The sequence below is a fragment of the Wolbachia endosymbiont (group A) of Melitta haemorrhoidalis genome (assembly GCF_964273365.1).
GTDB classification, from domain to species: Bacteria; Pseudomonadota; Alphaproteobacteria; order Rickettsiales; family Anaplasmataceae; genus Wolbachia; species Wolbachia pipientis.
The window spans coordinates 849,644-874,285 of the sequence record NZ_OZ187004.1; the positions used below are offsets into that span (position 1 = coordinate 849,644).

Genomic DNA, 24,642 nt, shown 5'->3' on the forward strand with positions numbered 1-24,642 from the left:
TTTATTATTATTGTGAGTTTTAATGAAAAAAGTCAAAACGGTTAGTAAGAGTAAGAAGGAGTTTATTACTGGTGTTGTCCATATTCGTGCAACTTTTAATAATACTTTTGTAAATGTAACTGATGTTCATGGTAATACGCTATGTCAAACTTCTGTGGGTGCATGTGGTTTTTCAGGTTCGAGAAAATCCACACCTTATGCTGCAGGTAAGGCTGCGGAGTCTGCTGCGAAGAACGCAATGGAGAGATTTGGTATGAAGGTTGTCTCTGTAATAATTCGCGGCCCTGGCTTTGGTACCGAAGCTGCGGTTAAAGCACTTCAGAGCTGTGGGTTGACTGTGACTTCAATTGCAGATAAAACCGCAATTCCTCATAATGGGTGCAGGTTAAGAAAAAAAAGAAGAGTATAGGATATTTGAAAAGGTTGTTTTATGTATTATAATAATGATGTTTCTCTCTGTAGCAATTTAGATAAATTGATTAAACCTAGTTCAGTTAAGGTAATATCAGATGATTCAAGTGAAAAAAGTGATATAGTGCTAGAACCGTTGGAAAGTGGTTTTGCTTTAACATTAGGCAATGCATTAAGACGTGTAATGTTATCTTCTCTTAAAGGTAGTGCTGTTTATGGAATAAAAATTGAAGGTGTAACTCATGAGTTCACTTCAATTCAAGGGGTGAGAGAAGACGTAACTGATATAGTATTAAATATGGGTATGTTGAGGTGTAAATTAAATGGTGCTTCTAATAAATGCTTAAATTTAAACGCTAAAGGGCCTTGCCAGGTATTAGCTGGGATGATAGAAACTGATGATCAATGCTCTATTGTTAATAAAGATTTGTTAATATGTACGCTGGGGCAAAATGTGGAGCTTAACATGACCATATATGTGGCTAGCGGAAAAGGTTATCTTCCTGTAACTAAATATAAAGAAAATGAACTTTTGAAGCTTATGAGTGAACAGGATTTAATTGGTTTTATTCCAGTTAATGCTTTGTATAGCCCTGTCAACAGGGTTTCGTACAGGGTAGAGAACAGTCGTGTTGGCCAAGTGACTGATAAGGATAAGCTGATATTGTCAATTGAAACTGATGGTACAATTTCTCCGAGTCAAGCTGTTGACTCTGCTGCAAGAATATTACAGGAGCAACTTCAGCCCTTTATTAGTTCTGATGTAAGTTATAAAAAATCGCAGGTTTCTTCGTCTAGTGGTGCTAAAGATTTGGGTTATGACCCTGTCTTATTGCGTAAGGTAGATGAAATGGAATTATCTGTCAGGTCTCATAACTGTCTGAAAAACGAAAACATCACTTATATAGGTGATCTTGTACAAAAGACAGAAGGTGAAATGTTAAGAACTGCTAATTTTGGCAGAAAGTCTTTGAATGAGATTAAGGCAGTTTTGACTAATTTTGGCTTGTCTTTGGGTATGAATGTGCTAAACTGGCCACCTAAGGATATAGATGAGTTGGCTAAACAACATACTGATGAAGATTAGGTGATATATGAAACATGGAATAAAAAAACGTAAACTATCTCGTTGTACTGAACATAGATTATCGACGTTAAAGAATCTATCTATCTCATTAATTAACCATGAGCAGATTGTAACTACTTTACCAAAAGCTAAGGAACTTCGTCCATATGTCGAAAAGTTTATTACAATTGCTAAGAATAAGAATACTTTACATGGTAGAAGACTTTTGCTTTCACGCCTTCATAATAGTAAGTTAGCAGTTGATAAGTTATTAAACGTCTTAGCCAGCCGTTATCAAGATCGTAAAGGTGGGTATTCTAGAATAATAAAATTTAGCACTCGAAAGGGTGATTGCGCTTCAATGGCAGTGATAGAACTGGTTGATAGGGATATTGCAGCAAGAGGTAAGGTTTATAGTAAAAATAAAGAAGGAGGCAAAGTAGTTACACAAAGTTAATTGTTATCATAATTGTTCTTCTTGTGGTAAGTAGGTTACGCTACTTTGTAGGTTACTTTGGCGAGTTATTAGTTTTAGTATATTTAAAACTGAAATGGTATAATGTTATAAAACGCCGTTACCGTTGTAAGTTCGGTGAAATTGACTTAATTGTATCTAAAAAAAAGGAGCTGATTTTTATAGAAGTTAAAACAAGTTTACTTGGAAAAGAAATACCGATATCTCATCTTCAATGTCAGTCTATTATAAATTCTTCTAAGTATTTCTTAAGTAAAAACCTTAGTTTTTTAGATTATTCAGTCAGATATGATTTATATTTTCTTTCCTTAAAGAGAAGACCTGTTTATATAAAAAATGCTTGGATTGAAGAATGAAAGATTTGTAGCTGAATTAATTTAGATTTACTGGATTTAATATGAAAAAGACCCAATACAATAATTTAGTTTCATCTTACGCTAGAGTGCTATTTCATGTCTCAGGAAGCAGGTTAGGTATTATAAGGAAAGAAGTAGAATTTTTGTTGGCTTTTTTTAAGGATCAACGTGATGTTTTTGTGTACCTATCTCATCCTATGATTTCTTTTGCACACAAAAAAGAAGTGATGCTTTCTATAAATGAGCACTTGAGTGAGAATTTAGTAAAATTTATTATGGTTATATTTGCAAATAAACGCTCTAGTTTATTGATCCTTATATTAGAAAAATTCTTAAGTCTTGCAAGAGAAAATGAAAATGAATTCGAAATTACTATAAAGTCAGCAGAAACTTTAAAGGAATCTGATATAAAAATAATTACTGAATCTTTGAGCTTTCTTGGTAAAATAATAAAAGTAAGCAATGTGGTTGACCCTTCTATACTAGGTGGCTTCGTAGTTAGGTATGGTTTTAATTTGATCGATGCTTCGCTAAAAAGTTACTTGGATAGGTTAGTTGACTTAAGTAAAATGGAAATATTAAAAGTAAGGAATTTTGTATGAAGAACAGTATGAATGTTTCTGAGATAGCAAGTATAATAAGAGAAAAGGTTGAGACGTTTGATAATCCTATAAAGCGGGAAAATATAGGTGAAGTAATTTCAGTAACAGATGGTATCGCATTGGTTTATGGGCTGGAAAAAGCAAAATTCGGTGAAAAGGTATTTTTTGCAAGTGGTGTAGAAGGAATAGTTCTCGATTTAGATCATAATACGGCTGGAATAGTTGTGCTTGGTAATGACCGTGATGTGAAAGAAGGGGACGTTGTAAAATGTAGTGGTGATGTTGTGCAGGTGCCTGTAGGGCATGAATTGTTAGGGAGAGTTGTAAATGCGTTGGGCCATCCTATGGACGACGGTGGGGAAATTAGAGCCAAAAACAGAATGGATATAGAATCTAAAGCGCCAGGCATTATTGATCGTAAGTCTGTGCATGAGCCACTGCAAACAGGAATTAAAATTATAGATTTGCTAATTCCAATAGGTAGAGGGCAGCGTGAATTAATTATTGGTGATAGACAAATTGGTAAAACTACTATTGCGCTTGATACTATTATCAATCAGAAGAAGATTAACGATGAGGTAAACGAAAATCAAAAAGTTTACTGTGTTTATGTTGCTATTGGGCAAAAAATTTCAACAGTAGCAAAAGTGGTAAATAAGCTGAAAGAAAGCGGAGCATTAGAGTATACAACTGTAGTTGTGGCTAGTGCATCTGACTGCGCGCCTATGCAATTTTTAGCACCTTATGCTGGTTGCACTATTGGGGAATTTTTCCGTGACAATGGAATGCATTGTTTGATTATATATGATGATTTATCTAAGCATGCTGTGGCATATAGGCAGATGTCTTTATTGCTCAGACGTCCTCCTGGTCGTGAAGCTTACCCTGGAGATATATTCTATGTACATTCTCGCTTGCTTGAAAGAGCTGCTAAAATGTCTGATAAAAAAGGGCAGGGTTCTTTAACTGCTTTGCCAATTGTCGAAACTCAAGCTGGTGATGTATCTGCATATGTGCCAACAAATGTTATTTCAATTACCGATGGGCAGATCTTTCTTGAGTCTGAATTATTTTATAAAGGATTTCGACCTGCAGTAAATATAGGTTTGTCAGTTTCACGGGTTGGTTCTGCTGCACAACTAAAGTCTGTGAAGAAAGTTGCTGGTTCTATAAAGCTAAGCTTAGCTCAGTATAGAGAATTAGAAGATTTCGCAAAATTTGGTTCTGATCTTGATGCTAGTGTTCAATTATCCTTGAATAAGGGTAAATATCTTGTCGAGTTATTAAAGCAAAAACAACATTTACCTATGTCAATAGAAGAGCAAGTAGTGCTGATGTATATTTTTTCTAACCTATATAATCAGTTAAGTAAAATACAAATAAGTTACATTAATAAATTTGAACATGATCTTATTAATTATTTTCATACTGTACACCCTGGGGTTTTAAAAAAGTTGTCAAATGACATGAGTGATGATATAAAAGGTGATATTTTTAACATTGTGAGTAATTTCGTTACTCAATTTAATTGCGTTTAGGTGGTGATTATGGCTTCATCCATTATTAATAAATTTCCTATGACGAGGGAAGGTTTTGAGAATATGCAAGCCGAACTTGAAAAATTAAAGGAAGAAAAACCTTCTGTGATACAGGCTATTTCTGATGCTCGTGATCAAGGTGATTTGTCTGAAAACGCAGAGTATCACGCAGCACGGGAAAGGTTAGGTTTTATTGAAGGCCGTATAATGGAGATAGAAAGTAAGCTCTCACATGCGGAAGTAATAGAAGTAAAAAATTTGTCTGGTGATTCAGTAATGTTTGGTGCAACTGTGACATTAAGCATGTTAAGTGATAATAACGGTGAAGTGGAATATGTTTATAAGGTTGTAGGCGAATATGAAGCTGATGTTTCAAAGCAGTTAATATCTACTAGTTCACCACTTGGGAGTGCCTTAATCGGCAAAAAAGTCGGTGAATATGTGGAAGTGACAGTGCCAAATGGAGAGAAATTGTATAAAATAGTTAAGATTGAATTTAAGTAAATTATTATGGTACAGGCCACTTATGCTTCAATGAGTCTACCAGGTATTTCTTCTGTGGAAGATGTATTAGAGGATGCTCGTTCCGGTAAATTATTCATTTTAGTTGATGATGAAAATAGAGAAAATGAAGGCGATTTGATTGTCTTAGCTGAGAAAATAAAGCCGGAACATATGGCTTTTATGGTTAGGTACGGTACAGGGGTTGTTTGCTTAGCAATGACTAAATTTCACATGAAAAGGTTGGGCCTTAATTTCATGGAAAAGAAAAATATTGGTGAAAATCATACCGCATTTACTACATCAATTGATGCACGTTATGGCATTACAACCGGTGTTTCAGCAGAGGATAGAACGAAAACTATACATGCTGCTATCAACAAGGATGGTACTCAGGATGACATCATAACTCCAGGTCATGTTTTTCCTGTAATTGCACATAAAGGTGGGGTGGCACAACGTGCTGGTCATACTGAAGCGAGTGTTGAAATGGCGAAGTTAGTAGGGTTTGATCATTCAGCAGTTATTTGTGAATTAGTGAATGATGATGGCTCTATGATGCGCTTACCTCAGTTACTTAAATTTGCTGAACAACATAAAATTAAGTTAACTACCATCGACAAACTTATCAGTTACGTTAAAAATTTAAACTAGCGTTTATAAATTTGTATAATTTAAGTGTTAAAATATAGAATTTCTATAAATTATACAAGCACAGAATTTTCATGTTTAGAGTTGCTAAGTTTTTGACCTTATTGTTCTTTTTTGCATATTGTAATAATGCTTACTCTATTAACATTATTAGAGATAGTGAAGTGGAAGCAATAGTGAAAGAGCTAGCGCAACCTTTATTTTCTGCTGCGGATATTGATCATGAGCAAATAAAAGTTTTTATAATTAATGACAATTCGATTAATGCTTTTGTAATTAACAATAACAGTATTTTCATTCATTTAGGACTTTTACAATATTCGGCTAAACCTTATGTCCTGCTTGGTATATTAGCACATGAGATTGCTCACATATCTGCTGGTCATATATTGCAAATGAGTAGTGCTATGGGTTATTTTCAATCGATAGCAATGATTAGTTATATGGTAGGATTAGTTTCTAGTATTATCATTAACCCTCAGGTTGCTGGTGCAATTTTGCTTAGTGGTGTAGCGTTTAGTTCAAGGCTATTTTTTAACTATTCTCAAGAGCAAGAAAGTGTAGCAGATAGCTATGCTTTAAGGTATCTTGATGAATCTGGCTATGATAATTCAGGTATGAAAGAGATTTTTGATTATTTTAAAAGTATTGAGCATGAGAACACCGAGGAATATTTCCGCACTCACCCACTTAGTGAGAAACGTATATTTGCTGTACAAAATTATAAGGTTAAAAACAACGTAAAACCAATTTTTGCGGATAAGTTACTAAAGTTTGAGCGTGTGGTTGCCAAGCTAGACTCTTTCTTTGCTCCTATTCATGTGTTATCTAATAAATATGAAAATAATTCTGAGTATGTAAATGCTATAGTTTGCTATAGGCAAGGAAAGATAGAAGAGGCTATTGCTAAAGTTAATTCATTGATTCAAGAGTCACGCAATGACCCATACCTATATGAATTAAAAGCAGAAATGCTATACAAGGCCGGAAATTTAAGTGAAGCAATAAAAATGTATGAGGAATCGCTTAGGTATTTATCTGAGAAAAACAGTTATTTAGTGAAACTTGCATTATCTCATACTTTATTATTACACGGTGATGCAAAAAAGGCGATTTTTTACCTGGAGCAGATTTTGAATGTAGAACCAGATAACGCTTTTGTCTGGAAGTATTTAAGCATTGCATATAAATGTGAAGCTGATACGGCAATGCATTATTTTGCCTTGACAAAAAAGGCTTGTATTGAAGGTGATTTAAAGCAATTTACAAAATATGCTGAGCTAGCTGTTAAAACTTTACCAAAAGATAGCCCTTATTTGTTGCAAGTTGAAGATATGAAGCGGTTTAATGGATAACAAAAAAGCATTTCTGCACTTTTTGGATTATTTTTGTCCACACTTTTCCAACATAGTTTTTGCTTCATCGCTTACGTTGGGCATAATTTTCGTTATGATAGTTTTAGCGCCAAAAAATACACCACAGAACATGCCAAGAGCAAAGAGGGCTGGCCACGGCATCCTGCCAAATATTGCAAGCAAAGCTGCACCAATTATTACTACCGTCATAAGTGGACCGCCTATCCCCCAAACATAACCAATAATATTGCATATTACTTTAGTTGTGTCATCCATATCAGGGTCAGCTGCATAACCTGAGAAAGAGAAAAGCAATACTACGCAAAAAACACTAAAAAATTCCATTATAGAGCTCATTTTTTTGCCTCTAAGTAATAAATTAACCTAAACCTAAACCTACACATTTTTTATTTTAAAGTAAAAATTATAATTTGTCCATACATAAGTGTTGCTACATAAATAACCCACCATTAATATTGAGCACATGCCCTGTTATATATTTTGCTTCATCACTTGCTAAAAACAAGACCCCTGCTGCTATTTCTTCCCCTGTTCCCATTCTTTTCATTGGAATATTATCTAATATTTTTCCCTTTTGTCCTTCATTTAAAACTTCAGTCATTTTAGTATCTATAAACCCAGGAGCAATACAATTTACTGTTATATTACGACTTGCAACTTCTTTTGCTATGGATTTGCTCATAGCTATTATTCCAGCTTTAGACGCCGCATAATTTGCTTGCCCGGCGTTTCCTGTCAGCCCTATTATTGAGGAAATATTTATAATTCTTCCCCAATTATTCTTAATTAGTTTTCTGCATGCTTCTCTACTCAGCTTAAATGTAGAGCTCAAGTTAATATCAATTACTTTTTGCCATGCTTCATCTGTCATTCTCAATAATAAACTGTCTCGCGTAATACCCGCATTGCATACGAGCCCGTCAAAGCCTTCCATCAGCTCACTTGCTCTATTTATTAGTTGATTTACTTCCTCAGCATTTGATAAATCACAAGGGAGTACATGCATGTTTTTTTCATATTGTTTAGCAACTTCTTCGAGCACTTCTTTTTTTGTGCCAGAAATACATAAAGTTGCTCCGGCTTTGTGCATAATTTTTACAATTGCTTGCCCTATTCCGCCTGATGCGCCAGTAATCAGGAACTTTCTGCTTTCCAATTTAAGCATAATAACTTTATATTATCTTAATTCCTAACAGAATATTGACTAGTTGGCAATAGATTTCTTACATAATATAAGTAACTCAGATATTCACAAAATAAAGAAAAAGTTATAATAAAGTTAAACGTCAAAAAATTTTAAAAACATAGTTGATGCAGGAATTGTTACTAAATAGTTTATTCTGGTGCTCTACAGTCTAAATGGAATGCTTAAATTATAGATTCTTTGTTTTTGTGTGTTATCTTGAGTTAACACAAATTCACAGTAGTATTATGATAAGTAAGTTAAAAAAGCTTAGCGCTGGATTTTCTTTGACAGGCTTGATTGGCCATGGTGATAATATAAATATGCAAGGAGCAAAAAATAAAAAGAAGAAGTACCCAAAATTTTTGGATAAGACGTTTGCATTGATTGATGCAGTGATAAATTTTATTTTAAAACGCGAAAGTAATAACGTAAATGAAGTCCTGAAAGTAACATGGGGACCACTATTTTTTGGTCTGGTAGTAATACTCATCTTTTTTGGGATAGGTGGTATTTGGTCGGCTATAGCTCCAATTGACGGTGCGGTGCATGCAAGTGGAGAAGTTATTGTATCTTCAAATAGAAAAATAGTTCAACACTTGGGCGGAGGAATAATAAGCAAAATTTTAGTAAAAGAGGGTCAAGCAGTTAAAAAAGATGAGCCTCTAGTTTTGTTGAGTGATGTTAACGAGAAGGCGAATTTAAGTATCATCAAAGAGAAGCTCTTATCATTTTTAGCAACAGAAGCAAGGCTTCTTGCAATCAGAGTAGATTTGGACACGCTCGAGTTTCCTGATGAGGTTAAAAAATTATCTCACGATGAACTTGTAAATAAAGCGATAAAGAATCAAGTAAAGTTGTTCAACTCTCAGAGAAAGAGCATATTGGGAAAAACAGACATACTGCAACAACGTATAAAGCAGTTAAATGATGAATTAGCGGGGCTAAACTTTCAACTAAATGCAGCTCATAAGCAATATGACTTGATAACTGAGGAGTTGGAAACAAAAAGACAATTACTTGATAGTGGCCATATAAGCAAACCACACATTTTAGCTTTAGAAAAGCAGTTTGCTGAAATTGAAGGCAGAGTTGGACATTACCGTTCTGCAATATCTCAAGTGCAGCAAAAAATTGGAGAGAACGAATTAGAAATTATAAACGTGAGAAATGATTCTCAAGAAAGAGCAAACGCTGAACTTAAGGAAGTTAGTACGTCTATTGCAGACTTGAAAGAGAGACTGATGGTTGCTGAAGATTCATTAGCACGTACAATAATTAAATCGCCTCAAGATGGGATAGTCACAGATATAAGATACCATACTGAAGGTGGTGTTATACAATCTGGAGTTCCGATCATGAGCGTAGTGCCATCGGATGATGACCTAATAATAGATGCTAAAATTCAGACCAGAAACATAGAAGAGATACTGTCAGCACAAAAGAAAGATAGCAACATAGTCTCTATTGATGGGCTAGAAGGGCTAAAGGTTAAAGTTCGTTTAAGTGCTTACAGTGCACGTCGTTTAAGTTTAATTAATGGTATAGTGTAAAAGACAAGATTTGATCTGACAGACAAGAATTAACTGACAGAAGAATTGAGGTAGTCAAAACTAATATCAGGCTCTTGTGTAATGCTACTAATATTTTTCTGAAAAGCAATATATTTGCTATCAAGAAAAGTTTGCATAGGCGTTTTGCCATAGCAATATTTACCCGAGTGAGGTCTTGTCTCATTATAAGAACGCAACCAATGATCAACATCAATCTGTAGATCTTCCAAAGAACTGTAGATTTTCTTTCTAAAGATGATATTGTAACACTCATCTTGCATGGTTCTATGAAACCTTTCACATATGCCATTAGTCTGTGGAGAGTTGGCTTTAGTTCTAGAATGATCGATGTTTTCTATGCCCAAATAAAGCTGATAAGCGTGATTTTCGGGCTTGCCACAATACTCCGTACCCCTATCAGTTAAAATGCGTAATAATGGAATTTTCTGCTCATCAAAAAATGGAATAACTCTATCGTTGAGAAGATCTGCAGCTGTAATAGCTGTTCTGTCCGTGTAAAGTTTAACCATTGCAACTCTGGAATAAGTATCAACAAAAGTTTGCTGATAAATGCGCCCTATACCTTTGATATTGCCCACATAATAGGTATCTTGAGAACCCAAATAACCTGGATGTTGCGTCTCAATTTCACCATGAGCTTCCCTTTGTTCTTTCACTTTTTCTAAAGCTGCAAGTTGTTCTTCAGTTAAAATGATTCCGTCTTGAGCTACTTTTGTCTCTAGTGCTTTAAGTCTCTTTTTGAGAGTTTCAAGGTCATTTCTTAGCCATACAGACCTTACTCCTCCCTGAGAAATTATTATACCTCTTTTTCTCAGTTCATTTGCAGCTCTTTCTTGCCCATATGCTGGAAATTCTGTTGCTATACTAATCACTGCTCTTTCTATATCGTCGGAAACTCTGTTTGCTAATAGCGGTTTTTTCTTACTTATTTCATGTAATGCTTCCTCTCCTCCATTTTCATATAACTCCTTAAAGCGATAAAATGTATCTCTTGAGTATCCCATCACTTTGCATGCTTGAGACACATTTCCTAGTTGTTTTGCTAGTTCTAATAATCCTAGCTTTGGTTTTAATATTTTTGTCTGTATTGTACTCATATCTAACACTCCTTTATTTTTATTATTTTTAACTTACTTTTTTAAAGTGTCAGGTCAAGTCTTATTTAATACACTTTTAGCTTTTGTCCGCTAACTGTTACATCTACTCTACTTGGGCTGCTAAGTGGCACTAGCGCTTTGTTTGCCCCTTTTACTGCCATTACTCTCCCTGACCCTTGGTGACCTCTTACCCAGTTGTATACCTCTTGTGTTGCATACCCAGCATCAACCGCCATCATACTTATCATGTATTCAAGCCCATTTTCACCGATAAAATGATGATTTAATAATTCCGAAAGTTTTCCCCATACTTCTTCCCCTCCTGGATCTCCTTCAAATACCTGGTAGTCTATTGACCAACTTTCTCGGTTTCTTCCCCACGCTACCACTTCTACTTCTAAACGATCTTTTTGTACATCAACCCCTGCCGTCAATACTATTTTTCCACTTTTTGGCACCATGCCTATCGGATAAGATTCTCTTCGGTTAAATAGTTGCTTCCAGTCTGGTACTTCTCCTTTATCTACCCAGGTTTCTCCGAGTGTTGTATTTATCCAAACTTTCAGTAATTGTTCATTTTCCTTTGCATGCAGAAAATCTTCCACTGCTTGTTTCCAACTATACCAACCAACTGGGCTATACAAGCTTGAAAGGTGGAATCCTTTTTTTTCACCTTTTATTGGATTAGTAGGCCTCCATTCACCTCTAGCTAACATCTCTGTTTTCTGATGATTTTTTATTTCTCCCCTACACTCTATGCAAACGTAGTGGGCTGTTGAGGGATCTTTATCTTTCCACTTTATCTGTGGCCATTTCAGCACCTGATAGTGATCACAATGTGGACAAGGTACAAAAAAGTATCGTTTGTCTGAATTCTCAAATTCCTTCTCTATTCTGCTTATTCCGTGAACCGTTGGTGTTGAAACCAAGAATATTTTTCGCCGCGTAAATGTATTAGTTCGCGCGATACTGAGAAGAACTGGATCCCCTTCTCCTCCTGAATCTCCTGGATATGCATCTACTTCATCTAAAAAAAGATATTTTACCGGCATAGAGCGCAGACCCACTGGACTGTTGGCACCTGTTACTACTACCGTTCCTCCGGGAAATTCCTTACTTTGTACAGTGTTGCCTGAATCTCTCGACCTTGGATCTTTTATTTTACTCCTTAAACATGGCGTATCTTCAATGAGCGGCGCAAATCTTCCCTTTGACCAACGCTTGCCCATTTCTACTGTTGGCTGTACTACCAACATTGGACCTGGTGTTTGGTCGATAATGTAGCCGATCCAGTTGTTTCCTGCTTCTGTTCCGCCAATTTGTGCTCCTTTCATGAATACCACTTTTTCAGCCGGTGAAGACGAAGAAAGTGAATCCATTACTTCTCTAAGGTAGGGTGTTCTCTCTGTCCTCCATTTTCCTGGTTCTGATGATGCTATCGTCGAAAGCTGACGGTTCTTATCTGCCCACTCTGATACTTTTAGTGGTGGATCTGGCCTTAGCCCTGCATAAAAACTACTGCTGTATATCATAATGCTGCAATTGTTGCACTTTTAAGGAGAAAAAGAGGTATTTTTTGTCTGCAATAAGTATCTGCTGATGCCTTACTTAAAATCAGTATTGCAACTAATATGTGAATTAGACTTATTAAACCTATCAAGTGCTTCCTTAGTATCATTGAAATGTATTTTCCACTAACTCTTCTAAAGCTGTTCTGATTTCCTCAGTTAATGTTTCATGGATCTTTTCTGTGTCGTTCATCGATGCCAGTAATGCTGATACTCTGTCTGGGATATTCAAAAGATTGTTACGAACCACTCTTGCAACATTAAATGCTTCAGTCTTTACTTCTTCTACTGAGATAAGTTCACCAATTTCAGCTTTTGCTTTTGCCTCGAGCAGTTTTCCCCGCTCCATCTCGTTTTTAATTCGGGTTTTTAGCAACATCGTTGAAAGATCATTATTTCCTCTTTTTTCCCCTTCTTCTCCACCTTTTCTCCTCAGTGGTTGACTTGGATCTCTAATTGCTTCTATTGCTCTATTTGCTTGTTCTCGGTCAATCAAACCATCCTCCAGCTCAACTATTCCTTTCTTTACTAAGTAACAGACGTATTGCTTTGAAACTCCTAGTTCTCTTGCCCATTCTGTCTGCGTGATTTTCCCCTCTTTCACCCCTTTTTTACCGTTTTTCTTCTTGAATTTGTGCAAAAGTCTTTCCAGTATCCGAAAGTATCGCTTCTCTTCCCGTATACACCCGCCAACGCTTTATCGTTACATCGACGAAGGCGGAATCAAGTTCTATAGTTCTGCATATTCTTCCTGTCCTCTCACATGCAATTAATGTACTTCCAGAACCACTAAATGGATCAAGAACTATGTCCCCTGGTCTACTGCTGTTTACTATCGCTCTCTCCATTAACTCCACTGGTTTCATCGTTGGGTGCAGTGAGTTGTACGTTGGCTTATCGTAAAACCAGAGATCACTCTGATTGCGTCCCCCATGCCACTCACGTTTATTGCCGTTTTTCCACCCGTAGAGTATTGTTTCGTATTGTCTTTGATAATCAGATCTTCCTAGCGTAAAATGATTCTTTGCCCAAATGATGAATGTCGACCATCTTCCCCCTGCTTCTTCAAATACTTTTTGCAAGGTCGAAAGCTCTGATGATGATGCACAGATGTAAATTGCCCCTTTGGTGTACGCTAAAACGTGAGAACAAATGTCATATAGGAAAAGTTCGTATTTTTCACCTTGATCATCGTTTAGTATTTTTTTGTCTTCTCTTTCCTGACTGTCACCATATGCTACGTTATACGGAGGGTCACAAACGGTAATATCTGCCATTTTATCGTCTAATACCGCTTTAAATGATTCAACTAGACAACTATCGCCACAGTAGATTCGATGACCACCTAAAATCCACAGATCCCCTGGTTTCGACACTACTGACTTTTTATCGACCAATTCCACCCCCTCTTTTTCTCCTCTTTCTACTTCTTCTTTTCCATCAATGTTGTCGAGAAAGCGTTGGACTTTTTCTAGCTCAAATCCGGTCATTTTAAGGTCAAACTGCAAATCTTCTAACTCTTGAATTTCCACTTTTAAAAGATCATCGTCCCACTTTGCCCAGTTAGCTGATTGATTGGCAAGTAAACGAAAAGCTTTGGTTTGGGCTTCACTTAAGTTATCACTGAGGACTACGGGAATACTCTCCATACCCAGTTTTCTTGCTGCTTTAAGCCTTAAATGACCATCAACTACAGTGCCATCGCTTTTTGCAACTATCGGAATACGAAAACCAAATTCCCGAATAGAGGCGCACATTCTGTTTACTACATCGTCATTCTTGCGAGGATTACGATCGTATTCGACAAGATTTTCAATAGGATAGTAGTGTGTTGCTAAGTTCATATTAGTGGAAATTCTTATTAAATTGCTATGTTTAAATTCTTAATAACTTGTTAAAAAGTTAATAATCAAAATACGTCTGACGCTAGAGAGGACCCGGGGTTTCGCTCCCAAATCAGCCTGGCTGGCGGGAAGGACCCACATTCTATGGGATGTTTAGCATATTAAAATCTTTACTAAAATTATTAATATAGAACATCAACGCCAAAGCATCCGCTTCATTATCGTCTTGAGGGAAAAAACCTTTGCCTTTCACAGCTTCAATAACTTCACTTTTATTTGCATTACCCTTACCGGTGATAAAGCGTTTTATCGTCTTGACAGGTACACCTTGATAAGGTATATTGTTTTCCTCGCACCAAGCTGTTAAATGAGCTAGAAAGCCTCCGTAGCAATGTGCAGCGTCAGTACCTAAATGTCTTCTTACTTCTTCAAAATACACTGCTTCAATATCTGAAAATCTTTCCCTCATCTCATTGAGCCACCTACGAAAATTTAAGAAGTGCATGCCACCTCCGCTGAAACGGCTACCATGAAAATTTTCACTACCACTTTGAATTACTCCATCTGTAAGCATTGCCCAGCCTGTTTGTTTGCCGAGGTCTAGTGTTAGGATTGACATATTTTATTTTTTATATACTTATAGACCTTTAGTTTTTCTACTTATAAGGAGATTTCTTAATTAGAGTTTTCTTTCTATTTTCTTCTACCAATTTATCAAAGTCTGACTTGTATGATTTATCTTGTGTTTTTCTGAATTCTTTATATTCTTCTGCAGCTAAGGCAATTGCTACCTCATGAGAAACTTTACCGCAGTTCTTTAATATCTCTTGCTCATTAAATCTTAAAAATGCATCAAGCTTTTCCTTCCAATCTTTCATATACATTACCTTACCTCGAGCAGCTTGAAACTCTGCGTGGTCTATATACATATTCACTATCTTATTCAGTTGAGCAATTTCATTTCTATCTAAGTAGTTTCTTGCTATATGTGTATCAGAAAGAAATATTTTCCCTTTAGGTGCTTTTCGCCAATTTGTTAGGCCCATATTTGGTTTATTTCTATTTGCTCTATTTGTTATAATTTCCGCTGCTGTATTCCCGGTAATGGCAAAATGCAATTTGTTCTGTACTACAGCAAAGAAATTTTTCGTTTCAATTGCGCAATTTGAATAATCTACTGAAGTTGCATAAATATCTGTAATTTTCTGGTAAGCCATACGATCACTAGCTCGAATTTCTCTTATTTCTTCAACTAGCTCGTCAAAAAACCTGGCATCAAATTTTGTACCATTTTTAAACCTGTTACTATCTATTGCAAAGCCTTTAAAAATGTACTTCTTTAGTTTATCGGTTGCCCATGTACGAAAAGCTATGCCACTAACACGATAGCCTACTGATATAATAGCTTCTAAATTGTAGAACACTACATTACGTTTTACCTCTCTTTCTCCCTCTTTTTGAATTATCGAAAATTCCTCGGTAGTTGAACTTTTATCTAATTCTTTACTTAGATAAATATTCTTTAGGTGCAATGAAATATTATCACTTGAACAACCAAATAGCTCAGCTATATGTTTTTGTGTAAGCCACAGATTGTCATTTTCAAACCTGACCTCTATATGTACCTTTCCATCTTCTGTCTCATAAAATAAGATTTCATTGTTATCTGGTTTCATACATCTTTTCAAATTGTTATCTGCTTTAAGTAGCAATTTTATTTGAAAGAGATTTCCATACTCTGTTCTTGGATTGCTTTTATCATAAAGTTTTAAGCTTATATAATATATATTCAGGATTTGGAAAATTTTTGTCCAAAAAATCTTCTTCTTAAATAAACTTTTTAGAAAAAAACTTGGTTAAAAATCAGTAAACACCCATTGTATAATTCTTGGTCAAGACTTTCAGATTTCTATCTTAACAATGTAAATACCATATTATGCTGCACGGTATTATTTAATCTTTTATGCAAATTTATCCAAACCGTAAATTCTGGGAAGATGATTTAGAAGTACCAGTTAACTACTTACTTGAGCGTTTTCACAATACAGAAGTGCGTTATTCCTGGATGAATTCACTTTCTGGTAGGCAGTTAAGTATTATCTTTCAACACTGCTTTAAAGACAAATTAAATGGTCAACTCTTTGATGATCAAGACTACGATAACACATCCATACAATATAAACGTAAAGTGATTGCTAAACATTTAGACTCTCTAGTTATTTATTATCTGATTAGCTGTTTCGACCGTGCAAAGCTTGAAGCTACTGTCAGTGAAATTGCAAGATCTGCATTGACTGAGGAACTCATGAAATCCTACCTTCTAAAAGGTAACAATAAATACGACAAGAAGTCTTTGTTATTTCTATTGTTTCATGTAGATCACAACCTTTTAAAGTCTGTCTATCACTTTGAAAAAATACAAAGAAAAGGTTCTGTATCATTTGCTCTTCAAAAGACACCACGACAGCCAAATGTTCCATTTAAAGACTTCATCTCTCAGGAAACCATAGTGCAGATACTGAAAGAAGACGACATTAAACGCAATGACGGTTTTGAAAATCAATTACAAGGTTTCTTCTACCATCAAAATCGTTTATATGTATTAGTTCGTAGAGCTAGTGGTATAGATTTACTACTAAACTCAAATAAGGTTATTCATGGTCATAAGCCAGATTGGATGATTTTGGATTTTCTAGTTAATGGTACTCAAGTAGATCTTACTGCCAAAAATATTGATCAAGCTACAGAGATAGCAAATAGCATTGCAAGTCGTTATTTTAGCTCTGAATGTGTTTTTGTAAACGCGCAGGATAAAAACTTTGCAGAGCAAGTATATAAATTCATTAAAGTTTGTGTTGATGGCTCTGATTCAAATATATTCACTTTTGAGTTAAAATTTCAGTCAAATCGTTTTAAATATAGCAACACTTGCATTACTTTAACCGTTATACCACATGATCCTATTGCATCTGAGCTCTATATTTTACACCCTTCTATTGGTGATATACTAAAATCTATTGAATTGATGAAGATAATATTTCAAGGCAAAAAGATAGGATTATTTTTTAAGCGAAGTGATGAGCACATAGCAATTTACTACTCTGAATATCCGTTGAATAAAAAGGAAAGAGAGGATTTTAAAGCATACATGAAACAATTTTATGGTCTTACAATCTTGCCAAGAGCAAATCTCTGACCTTTTTAATTCTGGTAGCTCTTGGGTTAATCCAAATCAAAACTACATTAAAGCAGCAAAGTATTTGTCAGATCTTGAATTAATTAAGATGCAAGAGAGGTCCTATATTATCTGCTCTCATAGACAAGATAAATTAGATTGGCCAAATATAGTTGATCCATACTGTAACAATGAGATTTTCATTGATGAGGATTTTGATGAAGTATGCGATAATATAATTTGTGAAAATTGCAACCGTGATATTTTGCCTAACACCTACAAGAAGCAAAGATTTCATCGCTTATCTGTATATTTAAACCCAGAGAAAATCATGCATTGGTTTGAAGGTCAGCTAAGTAATACGCATTTCATGTGGCAAAAGGTGGAAAGAGGAGTTTATCATGTTGGTGGCCAAGGTAAATTTGTAAATCTCATTGTTCTTGATTTTTGCACCAATCCAACATTCTTAACCATAGATAGGCTAAGAGTCAATCCAACCGTATTAGTAATACTGAGAAAAAACATACCAGACATACCTCTTGATTTGCCTATAGTAGAAATGGTTGACCTTTTCTGTCAGCGTAGGACTTTAATTGAAATATTTCAAGAAGCAGTACAAAGAGGAGTACCAGAGTTAATACCAAATACTTCAATGCAAATTTTACATACTTCACTTGAGCAAATTGAACCTGCTAGAGAGAAAGAATTACTAGAGTTACAATTGGTAGAAGGCTCACTTTACGTAAACAATATAGAGATTCTGAATAAGAAAGCTGTAGCATGTATGAAAGTTTTTCGCATATTATTTGAACAATTTTTGAATGACTGTAAAAAAGAATTGCCTCCTGAAAAACACACGTTGCTTAGCATAGCTCAAATAGAAAAACATCTAAATCTTGATCAAGAAGCAGATCCAGAACATCACATCAGAAAACCACTAAACACAATCCAAAGGACAATAAAAACCACCTTAGCTAAAAAGTTAGGACTAAACATCGAACGTAATGATGTGATTCAAACAGTTGGTTGGCCTGGATCATCGTGTAGAGATTATGGTTACCGTATTAACCCTTTTACTGTGGTAGTTCGTTAACTGTGTTGACGAGAAGTAAAAGATGTTATAATGGAAAAAGTAAAATTCATGTAATTGAGTTTTAAGCTTTGGTTGACTCTAAAGTCGCATCTAGCTTTAAAACACAGTTTTTCCCTTATCTAAAAAAATACAAATTCTCAATTACGTAAAAGCCTAAATTTCTTTTGCTTTCTTCAATCTTTTTGTTTGCCGACTTTTGTGTTTGAAGCACATCTACACTCAATGTCTCTATACTAATATATACCGGATTTCTTACTACTTTTTCCGGGATTTTCTGAAAAAAAGTTAAAATAATTTTAAGACAGCTAAGAAATTAAAAAGAGCATTATGTCTTTTACAACAGAAATCTTCACTATTTGAGTTCTTTCCATTTTGGAAACAACTTTTTACTTGATCTGAGAAGAGATTACATGAGTTTTTGGTAAAAACATACAAAACCTATCTAAATCATCAATAACGCTATAATAGCCTTCTAAAACGTTTTAAACCATAAAATTCAGAGGTTTCTCATAGTGAGAACTTTAATCTTTAATCCTCTTTAAAAAGTTATCTGAAGAAACGACTTTCACACCTCTCGCTTTTTCAAATGCCTCTCTTGCTGTGCCTGCGTTCTTGCCTCCTTCCTTTGCCGCTTCTAAATTTTTATTATAGCCCTGTGCATCTTTATCTTTTATTTCATCAATGGTAGCCTGTTCTCCTAGCATGTTAAAAATTAATTCAATTGGTGTCATATGGTCTCTTAGTGGTTGTTTCCTCAAGCCTTTTATTTCCTTATGATGCTTTGTTTTTACTCCAAACGTTCCCTCAGAAATTACGTCTGTCAATATTGCGTATTCCCTACCTTCAATATACTTATTATTGTGGTCAGATATATTTCTGTTACCCCATTCTTTTGTTAGTTGATTTCTGACAGCTATCGATTCTATTCTCTTTTGTATCCATTCCTGAGGGTACCCTTTTGCAGCATAATCGGCATAGATTCGTTTGAGTGCAAGCTCAGGGTTTTCATATTCTTGTAGCCTTTCATACCCGACTTTTGCAAGCCAACGTTTAAATTGTTCAACTCTTTTGGAAGGAATAGACTGCAAAATACGAAACAACCCCTCAACATTTGTACAATTAACATTCTGTTTACCACCTTTTGTTTTAATTTCAAGGGGGGTGACAAATTGTCCCCATCCTTCAGAAAGCCCTATATCTCTGCTTTTTATCTTTTTTAGATAGTCAGATGGGTTCTTACTACCTGTCAGAAAAGCTATTACTTCTGTTATTACGTACCACCATTCTCCATCGTGTAATACTCTAGTAAAATTGCTATTATCAAAAGCAGTAGTTTCAATATCTCCTTCTTTTAAAGTTAAAGTGTCAATCATATTGAAAATAAGTTTATTCTAAAAACCAAATATAAACTAAGTTGCTTTTTATTACTAATAAATAGTGGAAGTTTTATCTCCATTATACGTGATAAAATTAGAGACGTAAATAAATAAATTTCGATCTTTGTCTCCATTTTGAACTATTAAGCGGGTTAAGAGTTCTGTAGCTTCTGTTTCTTCTTCTATGGCAGTAACTTTTTTCCTTGAGCTTCATCTACAATTTGCTGATTTCATTACTGAGAATTTTGCAATCAATTGCTCAGAACCTGTCTTGAAAGGAGTTAAGCAGCTAATTTAGTAAGCATAGAAGTAATCATATTAAATAAGATATTGTTTTTTGAAGTAAGAGGAGAATGCTCGTAATCCTTGCTCATGCGTCTAAAATTGGAAAGCCAAGCAAAGGTTCGTTCTACAATCCAACGTTTAGGAATAACCTGAAATCCTGTATCAACCAATTTCTTGGTAATCGTTAGCAAACATCCAGTTTCCAACAAACATCGATTTTGTAATTTACCTTTGTATCCTTGATCAGCAAAAAACTTACGTAATGTTGGAGCTTTGCATTTAGCTTGAATAAAAAGATTGGTAGCACCATCACGATCCTGAATGCTTGCGCTGTGTACCTCTGCAGTAATTACAAGACCTAGTGTATCTACAATAATATGGCGTTTTCTACCCTTTATTTTTTTACCGGCATCATATCCTCTTGATCCCCTTTTTGAGTCGTTTTCACTGATTGACTGTCAATTATACCTACTGAAGGTGTTTCATTTTTACCAACCATTTTTCTTACCTCTTTTACTAGCATGTCATGTATTTTTTTCAATTTTCCATTATTACGCCACCTGATAAAATAGTCATACACCGTTTTCCATGGGGGAAAATCCTTTGGTAGCATTCTCCACTGGCAACCACCCCTCATTATATACCTTATTGCATTAATAATTGTTCTGATGTTATGTTTTCTTGGTCGTCCTATCGCTCCTTGTGCAACATAGGGCTCTAAAATTTCCCATTCCTTGTCACTTATATCACTTGGATACAATTTACCCTCCTATTTTTTGCTTACCTCATCATACTCTTTTCTTTATTCCCTTTCAAGACAGGTTCTCAGAGGTTTGCAATAAAAGTTGTTGTATTTTCATAAAGTCTCCATTAACCCATTCACAAGTCGTTCAATCTTTTTTGAAGAATTTTCTTTGCAAAGTGTAAAAAATGTGTTAAACTTACTAGTAAGTTTACTTTGCAATAGTTGGGTTACTAAAGATGCCTTTTATTCGAGTTTTTAGGGAGGCTACACGCGTTAATTTAAAAAAGACGAACTTTTATATCTAAATTACAAATAGTGTTGTAAGGACCTCCTAAAGCGTTTTAAAGGGTAGGAGTATTTTGTTACCCTCTCTATGATAGAAGTGACATAAGTTGGCTGTTGCAAAAATAACGTTTCAAAAAGTCTACTAACCATTTGTTCTTTAGGTTTGAAAAATTTTCTTTGCAACCAACAAAAAAACATGATAGACTGGTTTTAGGCTTTCTTGTAGTAAATAAAAGTTTGGGGTAAAAAATAGTTTAGAAATGCCTCGTAATCGAGTTTTAAGCTACCCTACATGAGTAATTTAGGTCTTGGTGGTATAATTGTACCCTGAAGTCACAGGATCGTCTTAAAACGCAATTATGAGCCATTTGTTCTTTCTTATTCAATTTAAATATCCTAATAAGTTTTGTAGTGGTCTTTTTGCTCTTCTTTCTTTTTGATAAGTTTTATTTATTTGTAGTTTATATATTTATTAATTTATATTTATTACTATTGTTATTATATATATATAATATATAAGGGTTTTAGGAATAGCAAAATCAGCCATATTGGCTAACTTTAGGTGCGTAGTTGCTAGGAATACTTTTAGGAATGTAGGTCAAAAAGCCTAGGTTTTATGCAGAGTCTAGCTTCCTTGATTTCTAACTATTTAGCTGATAACCTAGGAATTAGGAATATAATGCTACCTATAATAGATATCAATTTTTAAGAGATTAATGTCTGTTTGTAAAAATATTCTTGCATAGCTGTTGAAAAACCAATAGCCCATCTGGTATGGTTTTAGCTATTTCTGGTTGTTTCTCCATTCTACTATATATCTATCTATTGTAGCATTCAACGTAAACTAGCAACTGAATATTGTATATATCCATATATAGAAAAGTATGGTTAGCAACAAAGCCTACAGAACAAGTATTTGAATAAGAGATCTATTAAAAATAGCTGTAAAGAATTTACCTACAGAAGTTTTATTTGCAGTTAAGATCTTCAGCTCCAGGGGTGAATTTTCCTATACCACAAGCAAAGGGTCCTGTTGTAACGTCAAGCCACTTATCCTCTCTTGAACCTTTAGACATTCCTTTTACTAACTGTTTTACCTGTAAAAGTTCCTGTATCATACGTTCTAATTTATCTCTTCCCATATTGTGAAAAATTTCAGGCAGTCTATGCCGTTGTTTATATACTCCTGCACTTCCTGTATGAGTAAATGGATGCCCTGCAATAGCAGATCGTTTAATTGCATCGATAAGATATATCTTAAGACTTTTATCGCTAATGTTTTTAACTTTCAATTGTGCTGTTATATCTTCTAGTAGCCCTGTTTCTTGATTTCTTAGGTAAGTACGTACAGTGCGATCAGCTAACCCATTTGCCTTAACAACCGCCCCATAAAATAAAGCATTTTGTCTTGGAATCTCCCCCATTGACCTAAAGATCTCTGGCTTAGCTGTATCTTCCACTGTCCAAAAAGCATAGGAACATCTAACACCATTAACAAGAGCAGAGGTACCTCTAATTGCATCGCGTGCTTGTTCAGCAGTTAATATTGGTTTTTCTCCTTTTGGCTTTCTCATGTGATGAGCAGTAATTATCGAAGCTCCAGTACTACATGCTAAATCAGATAATAAGCACATTAGATAATCCCCTACAGCAGGATCAGCATTTATATCTGCATGGATAAATGAAGCAAGTGGATCAAATACTATCAATTTCAGATCTTTAATTTCCTCGAGCTGTTTCATTATGGATTCGAATTCAGGAGAAACTTCGACGATTTTACCACGAACATTTCTGAGTATTGTAAGTGATCCTCTAACGTTTGGCAGTGGTACAATAAATAATTTATCTTTATGTTTCAACCTTTCACACTTAGGGTCAAGTCGTTTCAAGCGGCGGTGTATCTCACCTGCATCATCCTCTGCTGAAAAAATTACTACTGTTCCGTGTTCAGTAACAAGTGAACCAAAGCCACACATCTGATCCTTATCACTTGCAACCTTAAGCGCTAGGTCAAGAAGAAGCATACCTTTGCCTGTATCTCCCATTGCTGCTATTATTGAAGTAACACCTAAAGGAAATAGACCTTCAACAAGAAACTTTTGCTCTGGTACCGGACCTACAAAGCGCTCTGCACTCCAATCTAAAATGTTAAGTGGCTGTTTTGTGGATCTTTCTAAACTTTTCATATTTGAAGTATCAGTAGCTGGAGTATCAATAGTAAGCAACGGAGTTGAAGCTAAAAACTCTTTGACATCTATACCTTCCTCTACACAATCAGCAGCATCCCATTTCTCAGGCTTACCTCGAGGAATTTCAAGCACAGCAAGTGATGCAACTCCGATCTCTAAAAGCTTTTTTTCAGCATTTTTTGCGTATTTATTACCTGCTTCATCATTATCTGGCCAAATGATAATATGCTTACCTTTAAGTGGTGACCAGTCTGTTTTATCAATTGGTGCGTTTGCTCCAGACATTGCTGTTGTTGCTGTGATACCTTGTTCTATCAGCGCTTCTGCACATTTTTCCCCTTCAACCAGAACAACTTTATCAGACTTTAAAATACTTGGTATGTTATAGAGAGGTCTTACTTTTGGCGCACCATACCGAGATTGTTTAACATCAAAAGGCTTATATTGCTTTTTTCCTTTAGGAGGATCAGAACGATAAATTTTTACAATGACCTGACCATTTTCATCATAATAATTCCAACTGTGGGTAATAAACTTCTCGAAGTCTTCGTCAGCCTTTGCGCATTTCTTGTTATATCCAAGACATTCACTTATAGAGGCCATCACTTCACAAAAGTCTCTCTTTGTATCTTTTCCCTGTGCACCTGCCCAAATATCAAGAACATCACCTTTCTGCCCAGTTGCAAAATCCTGCCAGAGTCCGGCTTTTCCACCAGTTAATGCTACTCTGAGGCTTTGTCCTTTGTTACCATGCACATCACCTATTCGGAATTCATCTCCATGAAAAGTTCCCCTTGGGAATAAATAAGAAAGGCATGATCTTATGTTTAATAATAGTTGTCTTTTTATTTCTTCTACATCAAATTGCTCTAATGGTTCTACAGTATTATTAAAATCATAATATTCATCATTTAAAGTATTTTTTTGTTTGACATCAGTTAAAAAATCTTGTACCATAAGTTGAAACTCCTTTTAAGATTAAGCGTTTGAAAGGTTTTTGAGTAAGGCTGTTTTGATTGGGGTCTTACTCTTTCATTATGTAAGTAAAAACTACGGTGGGGGTTCTCTTGGCAAAGCTTGAAAAATATATTAAGAAGTAAAGGAAGTCAGTTCAGGTGAAAAGTGAGGTTTTAGTATCTTCTTTCTTTTAAGGAAAAATACTCTATTATAATTCTACTACATTTTACTCACCATGTCAACCACTTAGTTTTTATTCTGTTGATATATTTAAAATAAATTAAAAAAACTAATG

General features: G+C 35.1%; 22 protein-coding genes and 2 pseudogenes. 12 read left to right on the forward strand and 12 right to left on the reverse strand.

Features of this window, described 5'->3' with window-relative positions; translation table 11 throughout:
• Positions 1 to 22 precede the first annotated feature (22 nt).
• From rpsK to ACICPZ_RS04490, 9 genes are all read left to right on the forward strand, one after another.
• Positions 23 to 409: a 30S ribosomal protein S11 gene (rpsK, locus tag ACICPZ_RS04450; RefSeq protein WP_015589137.1), complete on the forward strand. Its 387-nt coding sequence runs from the start codon at positions 23 to 25 to the stop codon at positions 407 to 409.
• Between the two features lie 21 nt (positions 410 to 430).
• Entirely contained in the window at positions 431 to 1,498 is a 1,068-nt protein-coding gene (locus ACICPZ_RS04455) for a DNA-directed RNA polymerase subunit alpha (RefSeq protein WP_012673178.1), read from the forward strand.
• A gap of 7 nt (positions 1,499 to 1,505) precedes the next feature.
• Positions 1,506 to 1,934, forward strand: coding sequence for a 50S ribosomal protein L17 (rplQ, locus tag ACICPZ_RS04460; RefSeq protein ID WP_007550873.1), 429 nt, complete (start codon positions 1,506 to 1,508; stop codon positions 1,932 to 1,934).
• A 23-nt stretch (positions 1,935 to 1,957) separates the two neighbouring features.
• Positions 1,958 to 2,308, forward strand: a complete 351-nt coding sequence (locus tag ACICPZ_RS04465) for a YraN family protein (RefSeq protein WP_012673177.1) — start codon at positions 1,958 to 1,960, stop codon at positions 2,306 to 2,308.
• Positions 2,309 to 2,349: 41 nt separating this feature from the next.
• Complete coding sequence (gene atpH, locus ACICPZ_RS04470) at positions 2,350 to 2,910, forward strand: ATP synthase F1 subunit delta (RefSeq protein ID WP_010962742.1); 561 nt, start codon at positions 2,350 to 2,352, stop codon at positions 2,908 to 2,910.
• Positions 2,907 to 4,448 carry a F0F1 ATP synthase subunit alpha gene (atpA, locus tag ACICPZ_RS04475; RefSeq protein ID WP_182320407.1) on the forward strand — a complete coding sequence of 514 codons (1,542 nt, stop codon included), beginning with the start codon at positions 2,907 to 2,909 and terminating at the stop codon, positions 4,446 to 4,448. The genes atpH and atpA overlap by 4 nt, the downstream gene beginning before the upstream one ends.
• A 9-nt stretch (positions 4,449 to 4,457) precedes the next feature.
• The gene (gene greA, locus ACICPZ_RS04480; RefSeq protein ID WP_007549342.1) at positions 4,458 to 4,952 is read left to right on the forward strand and encodes a transcription elongation factor GreA; all 495 of its coding nucleotides are present in this window, start codon (positions 4,458 to 4,460) and stop codon (positions 4,950 to 4,952) included.
• Positions 4,953 to 4,958: 6 nt separating this feature from the next.
• Entirely contained in the window at positions 4,959 to 5,603 is a 645-nt protein-coding gene (ribB, locus tag ACICPZ_RS04485; RefSeq protein ID WP_007549343.1) for a 3,4-dihydroxy-2-butanone-4-phosphate synthase, read from the forward strand.
• A gap of 71 nt (positions 5,604 to 5,674) precedes the next feature.
• Positions 5,675 to 6,955, forward strand: coding sequence for a M48 family metalloprotease (locus ACICPZ_RS04490; protein ID WP_174515763.1), 1,281 nt, complete (start codon positions 5,675 to 5,677; stop codon positions 6,953 to 6,955).
• Positions 6,956 to 6,982: 27 nt separating this feature from the next.
• Here ACICPZ_RS04490 and ACICPZ_RS04495 read toward each other — a convergent pair whose 3' ends face one another.
• Both ACICPZ_RS04495 and fabG read right to left on the reverse strand, forming a co-directional pair.
• Positions 6,983 to 7,312: a TrbC/VirB2 family protein gene (locus tag ACICPZ_RS04495; protein WP_155968336.1), complete on the reverse strand. Its 330-nt coding sequence runs from the start codon at positions 7,310 to 7,312 to the stop codon at positions 6,983 to 6,985.
• Positions 7,313 to 7,406: 94 nt separating this feature from the next.
• The gene (gene fabG, locus ACICPZ_RS04500) at positions 7,407 to 8,141 is read right to left on the reverse strand and encodes a 3-oxoacyl-[acyl-carrier-protein] reductase (protein WP_015589136.1); all 735 of its coding nucleotides are present in this window, start codon (positions 8,139 to 8,141) and stop codon (positions 7,407 to 7,409) included.
• A gap of 266 nt (positions 8,142 to 8,407) precedes the next feature.
• On the opposite strand from fabG, the pseudogene ACICPZ_RS04505 reads away from it, so the two are divergent.
• A pseudogene (locus ACICPZ_RS04505) lies at positions 8,408 to 9,709 on the forward strand (HlyD family type I secretion periplasmic adaptor subunit); the annotation flags it as partial.
• A 32-nt stretch (positions 9,710 to 9,741) separates the two neighbouring features.
• Here the strand turns inward: ACICPZ_RS04505 and ACICPZ_RS04510 are convergent.
• The 7 genes and pseudogenes from ACICPZ_RS04510 to ACICPZ_RS04540 form a co-directional block, all read right to left on the reverse strand.
• Positions 9,742 to 10,830, reverse strand: coding sequence for an IS481-like element ISWpi2 family transposase (locus ACICPZ_RS04510; protein ID WP_264373697.1), 1,089 nt, complete (start codon positions 10,828 to 10,830; stop codon positions 9,742 to 9,744).
• A 74-nt stretch (positions 10,831 to 10,904) separates the two neighbouring features.
• Positions 10,905 to 12,362 (reverse strand): annotated as a pseudogene (locus ACICPZ_RS04515) (phage terminase large subunit family protein); the annotation flags it as partial.
• Positions 12,359 to 12,490 (reverse strand): hypothetical protein, encoded by a 132-nt coding sequence (locus ACICPZ_RS04520; protein ID WP_264373986.1) that lies wholly within the window; start codon positions 12,488 to 12,490, stop codon positions 12,359 to 12,361. The pseudogene ACICPZ_RS04515 and the gene ACICPZ_RS04520, both read right to left, overlap by 4 nt.
• A 14-nt stretch (positions 12,491 to 12,504) precedes the next feature.
• Positions 12,505 to 13,002: a MarR family transcriptional regulator gene (locus ACICPZ_RS04525; RefSeq protein WP_264374057.1), complete on the reverse strand. Its 498-nt coding sequence runs from the start codon at positions 13,000 to 13,002 to the stop codon at positions 12,505 to 12,507.
• A 7-nt stretch (positions 13,003 to 13,009) separates the two neighbouring features.
• Positions 13,010 to 14,242, reverse strand: a complete 1,233-nt coding sequence (locus tag ACICPZ_RS04530; RefSeq protein ID WP_264373985.1) for a DNA modification methylase — start codon at positions 14,240 to 14,242, stop codon at positions 13,010 to 13,012.
• 142 nt (positions 14,243 to 14,384) lie between these two features.
• A complete protein-coding gene (locus ACICPZ_RS04535; RefSeq protein WP_264373984.1) occupies positions 14,385 to 14,861 on the reverse strand; it encodes a crossover junction endodeoxyribonuclease RuvC in 477 nt (158 codons plus the stop codon).
• 37 nt (positions 14,862 to 14,898) lie between these two features.
• On the reverse strand, positions 14,899 to 15,918 hold the full coding sequence (locus ACICPZ_RS04540) for a virulence RhuM family protein (protein ID WP_264373983.1): 1,020 nt from the start codon (positions 15,916 to 15,918) through the stop codon (positions 14,899 to 14,901).
• 287 nt (positions 15,919 to 16,205) lie between these two features.
• Between ACICPZ_RS04540 and ACICPZ_RS04545 the strand changes: the two genes are divergently transcribed.
• Together ACICPZ_RS04545 and ACICPZ_RS04550 are read left to right on the forward strand one after the other, a co-directional pair.
• Entirely contained in the window at positions 16,206 to 17,438 is a 1,233-nt protein-coding gene (locus ACICPZ_RS04545) for a hypothetical protein (RefSeq protein WP_264373982.1), read from the forward strand.
• Positions 17,404 to 18,510 carry a hypothetical protein gene (locus ACICPZ_RS04550; protein WP_264711489.1) on the forward strand — a complete coding sequence of 369 codons (1,107 nt, stop codon included), beginning with the start codon at positions 17,404 to 17,406 and terminating at the stop codon, positions 18,508 to 18,510. The genes ACICPZ_RS04545 and ACICPZ_RS04550 overlap by 35 nt, the downstream gene beginning before the upstream one ends.
• Before the next feature lie 521 nt (positions 18,511 to 19,031).
• Here the strand turns inward: ACICPZ_RS04550 and ACICPZ_RS04555 are convergent.
• The 3 genes from ACICPZ_RS04555 to ACICPZ_RS04565 form a co-directional block, all read right to left on the reverse strand.
• On the reverse strand, positions 19,032 to 19,883 hold the full coding sequence (locus ACICPZ_RS04555; protein ID WP_213862822.1) for a Bro-N domain-containing protein: 852 nt from the start codon (positions 19,881 to 19,883) through the stop codon (positions 19,032 to 19,034).
• Positions 19,884 to 20,167: 284 nt separating this feature from the next.
• A protein-coding gene (locus tag ACICPZ_RS04560) for an IS5 family transposase (protein WP_156518237.1) occupies positions 20,168 to 20,931 on the reverse strand; the annotation gives its coding sequence in 2 pieces (ribosomal slippage) (positions 20,168 to 20,577 and positions 20,577 to 20,931; 765 coding nt in all).
• 1,238 nt (positions 20,932 to 22,169) lie between these two features.
• The gene (locus tag ACICPZ_RS04565) at positions 22,170 to 24,347 is read right to left on the reverse strand and encodes an AAA family ATPase (protein WP_264373980.1); all 2,178 of its coding nucleotides are present in this window, start codon (positions 24,345 to 24,347) and stop codon (positions 22,170 to 22,172) included.
• Between the last annotated feature and the right edge of the window lie 295 nt (positions 24,348 to 24,642).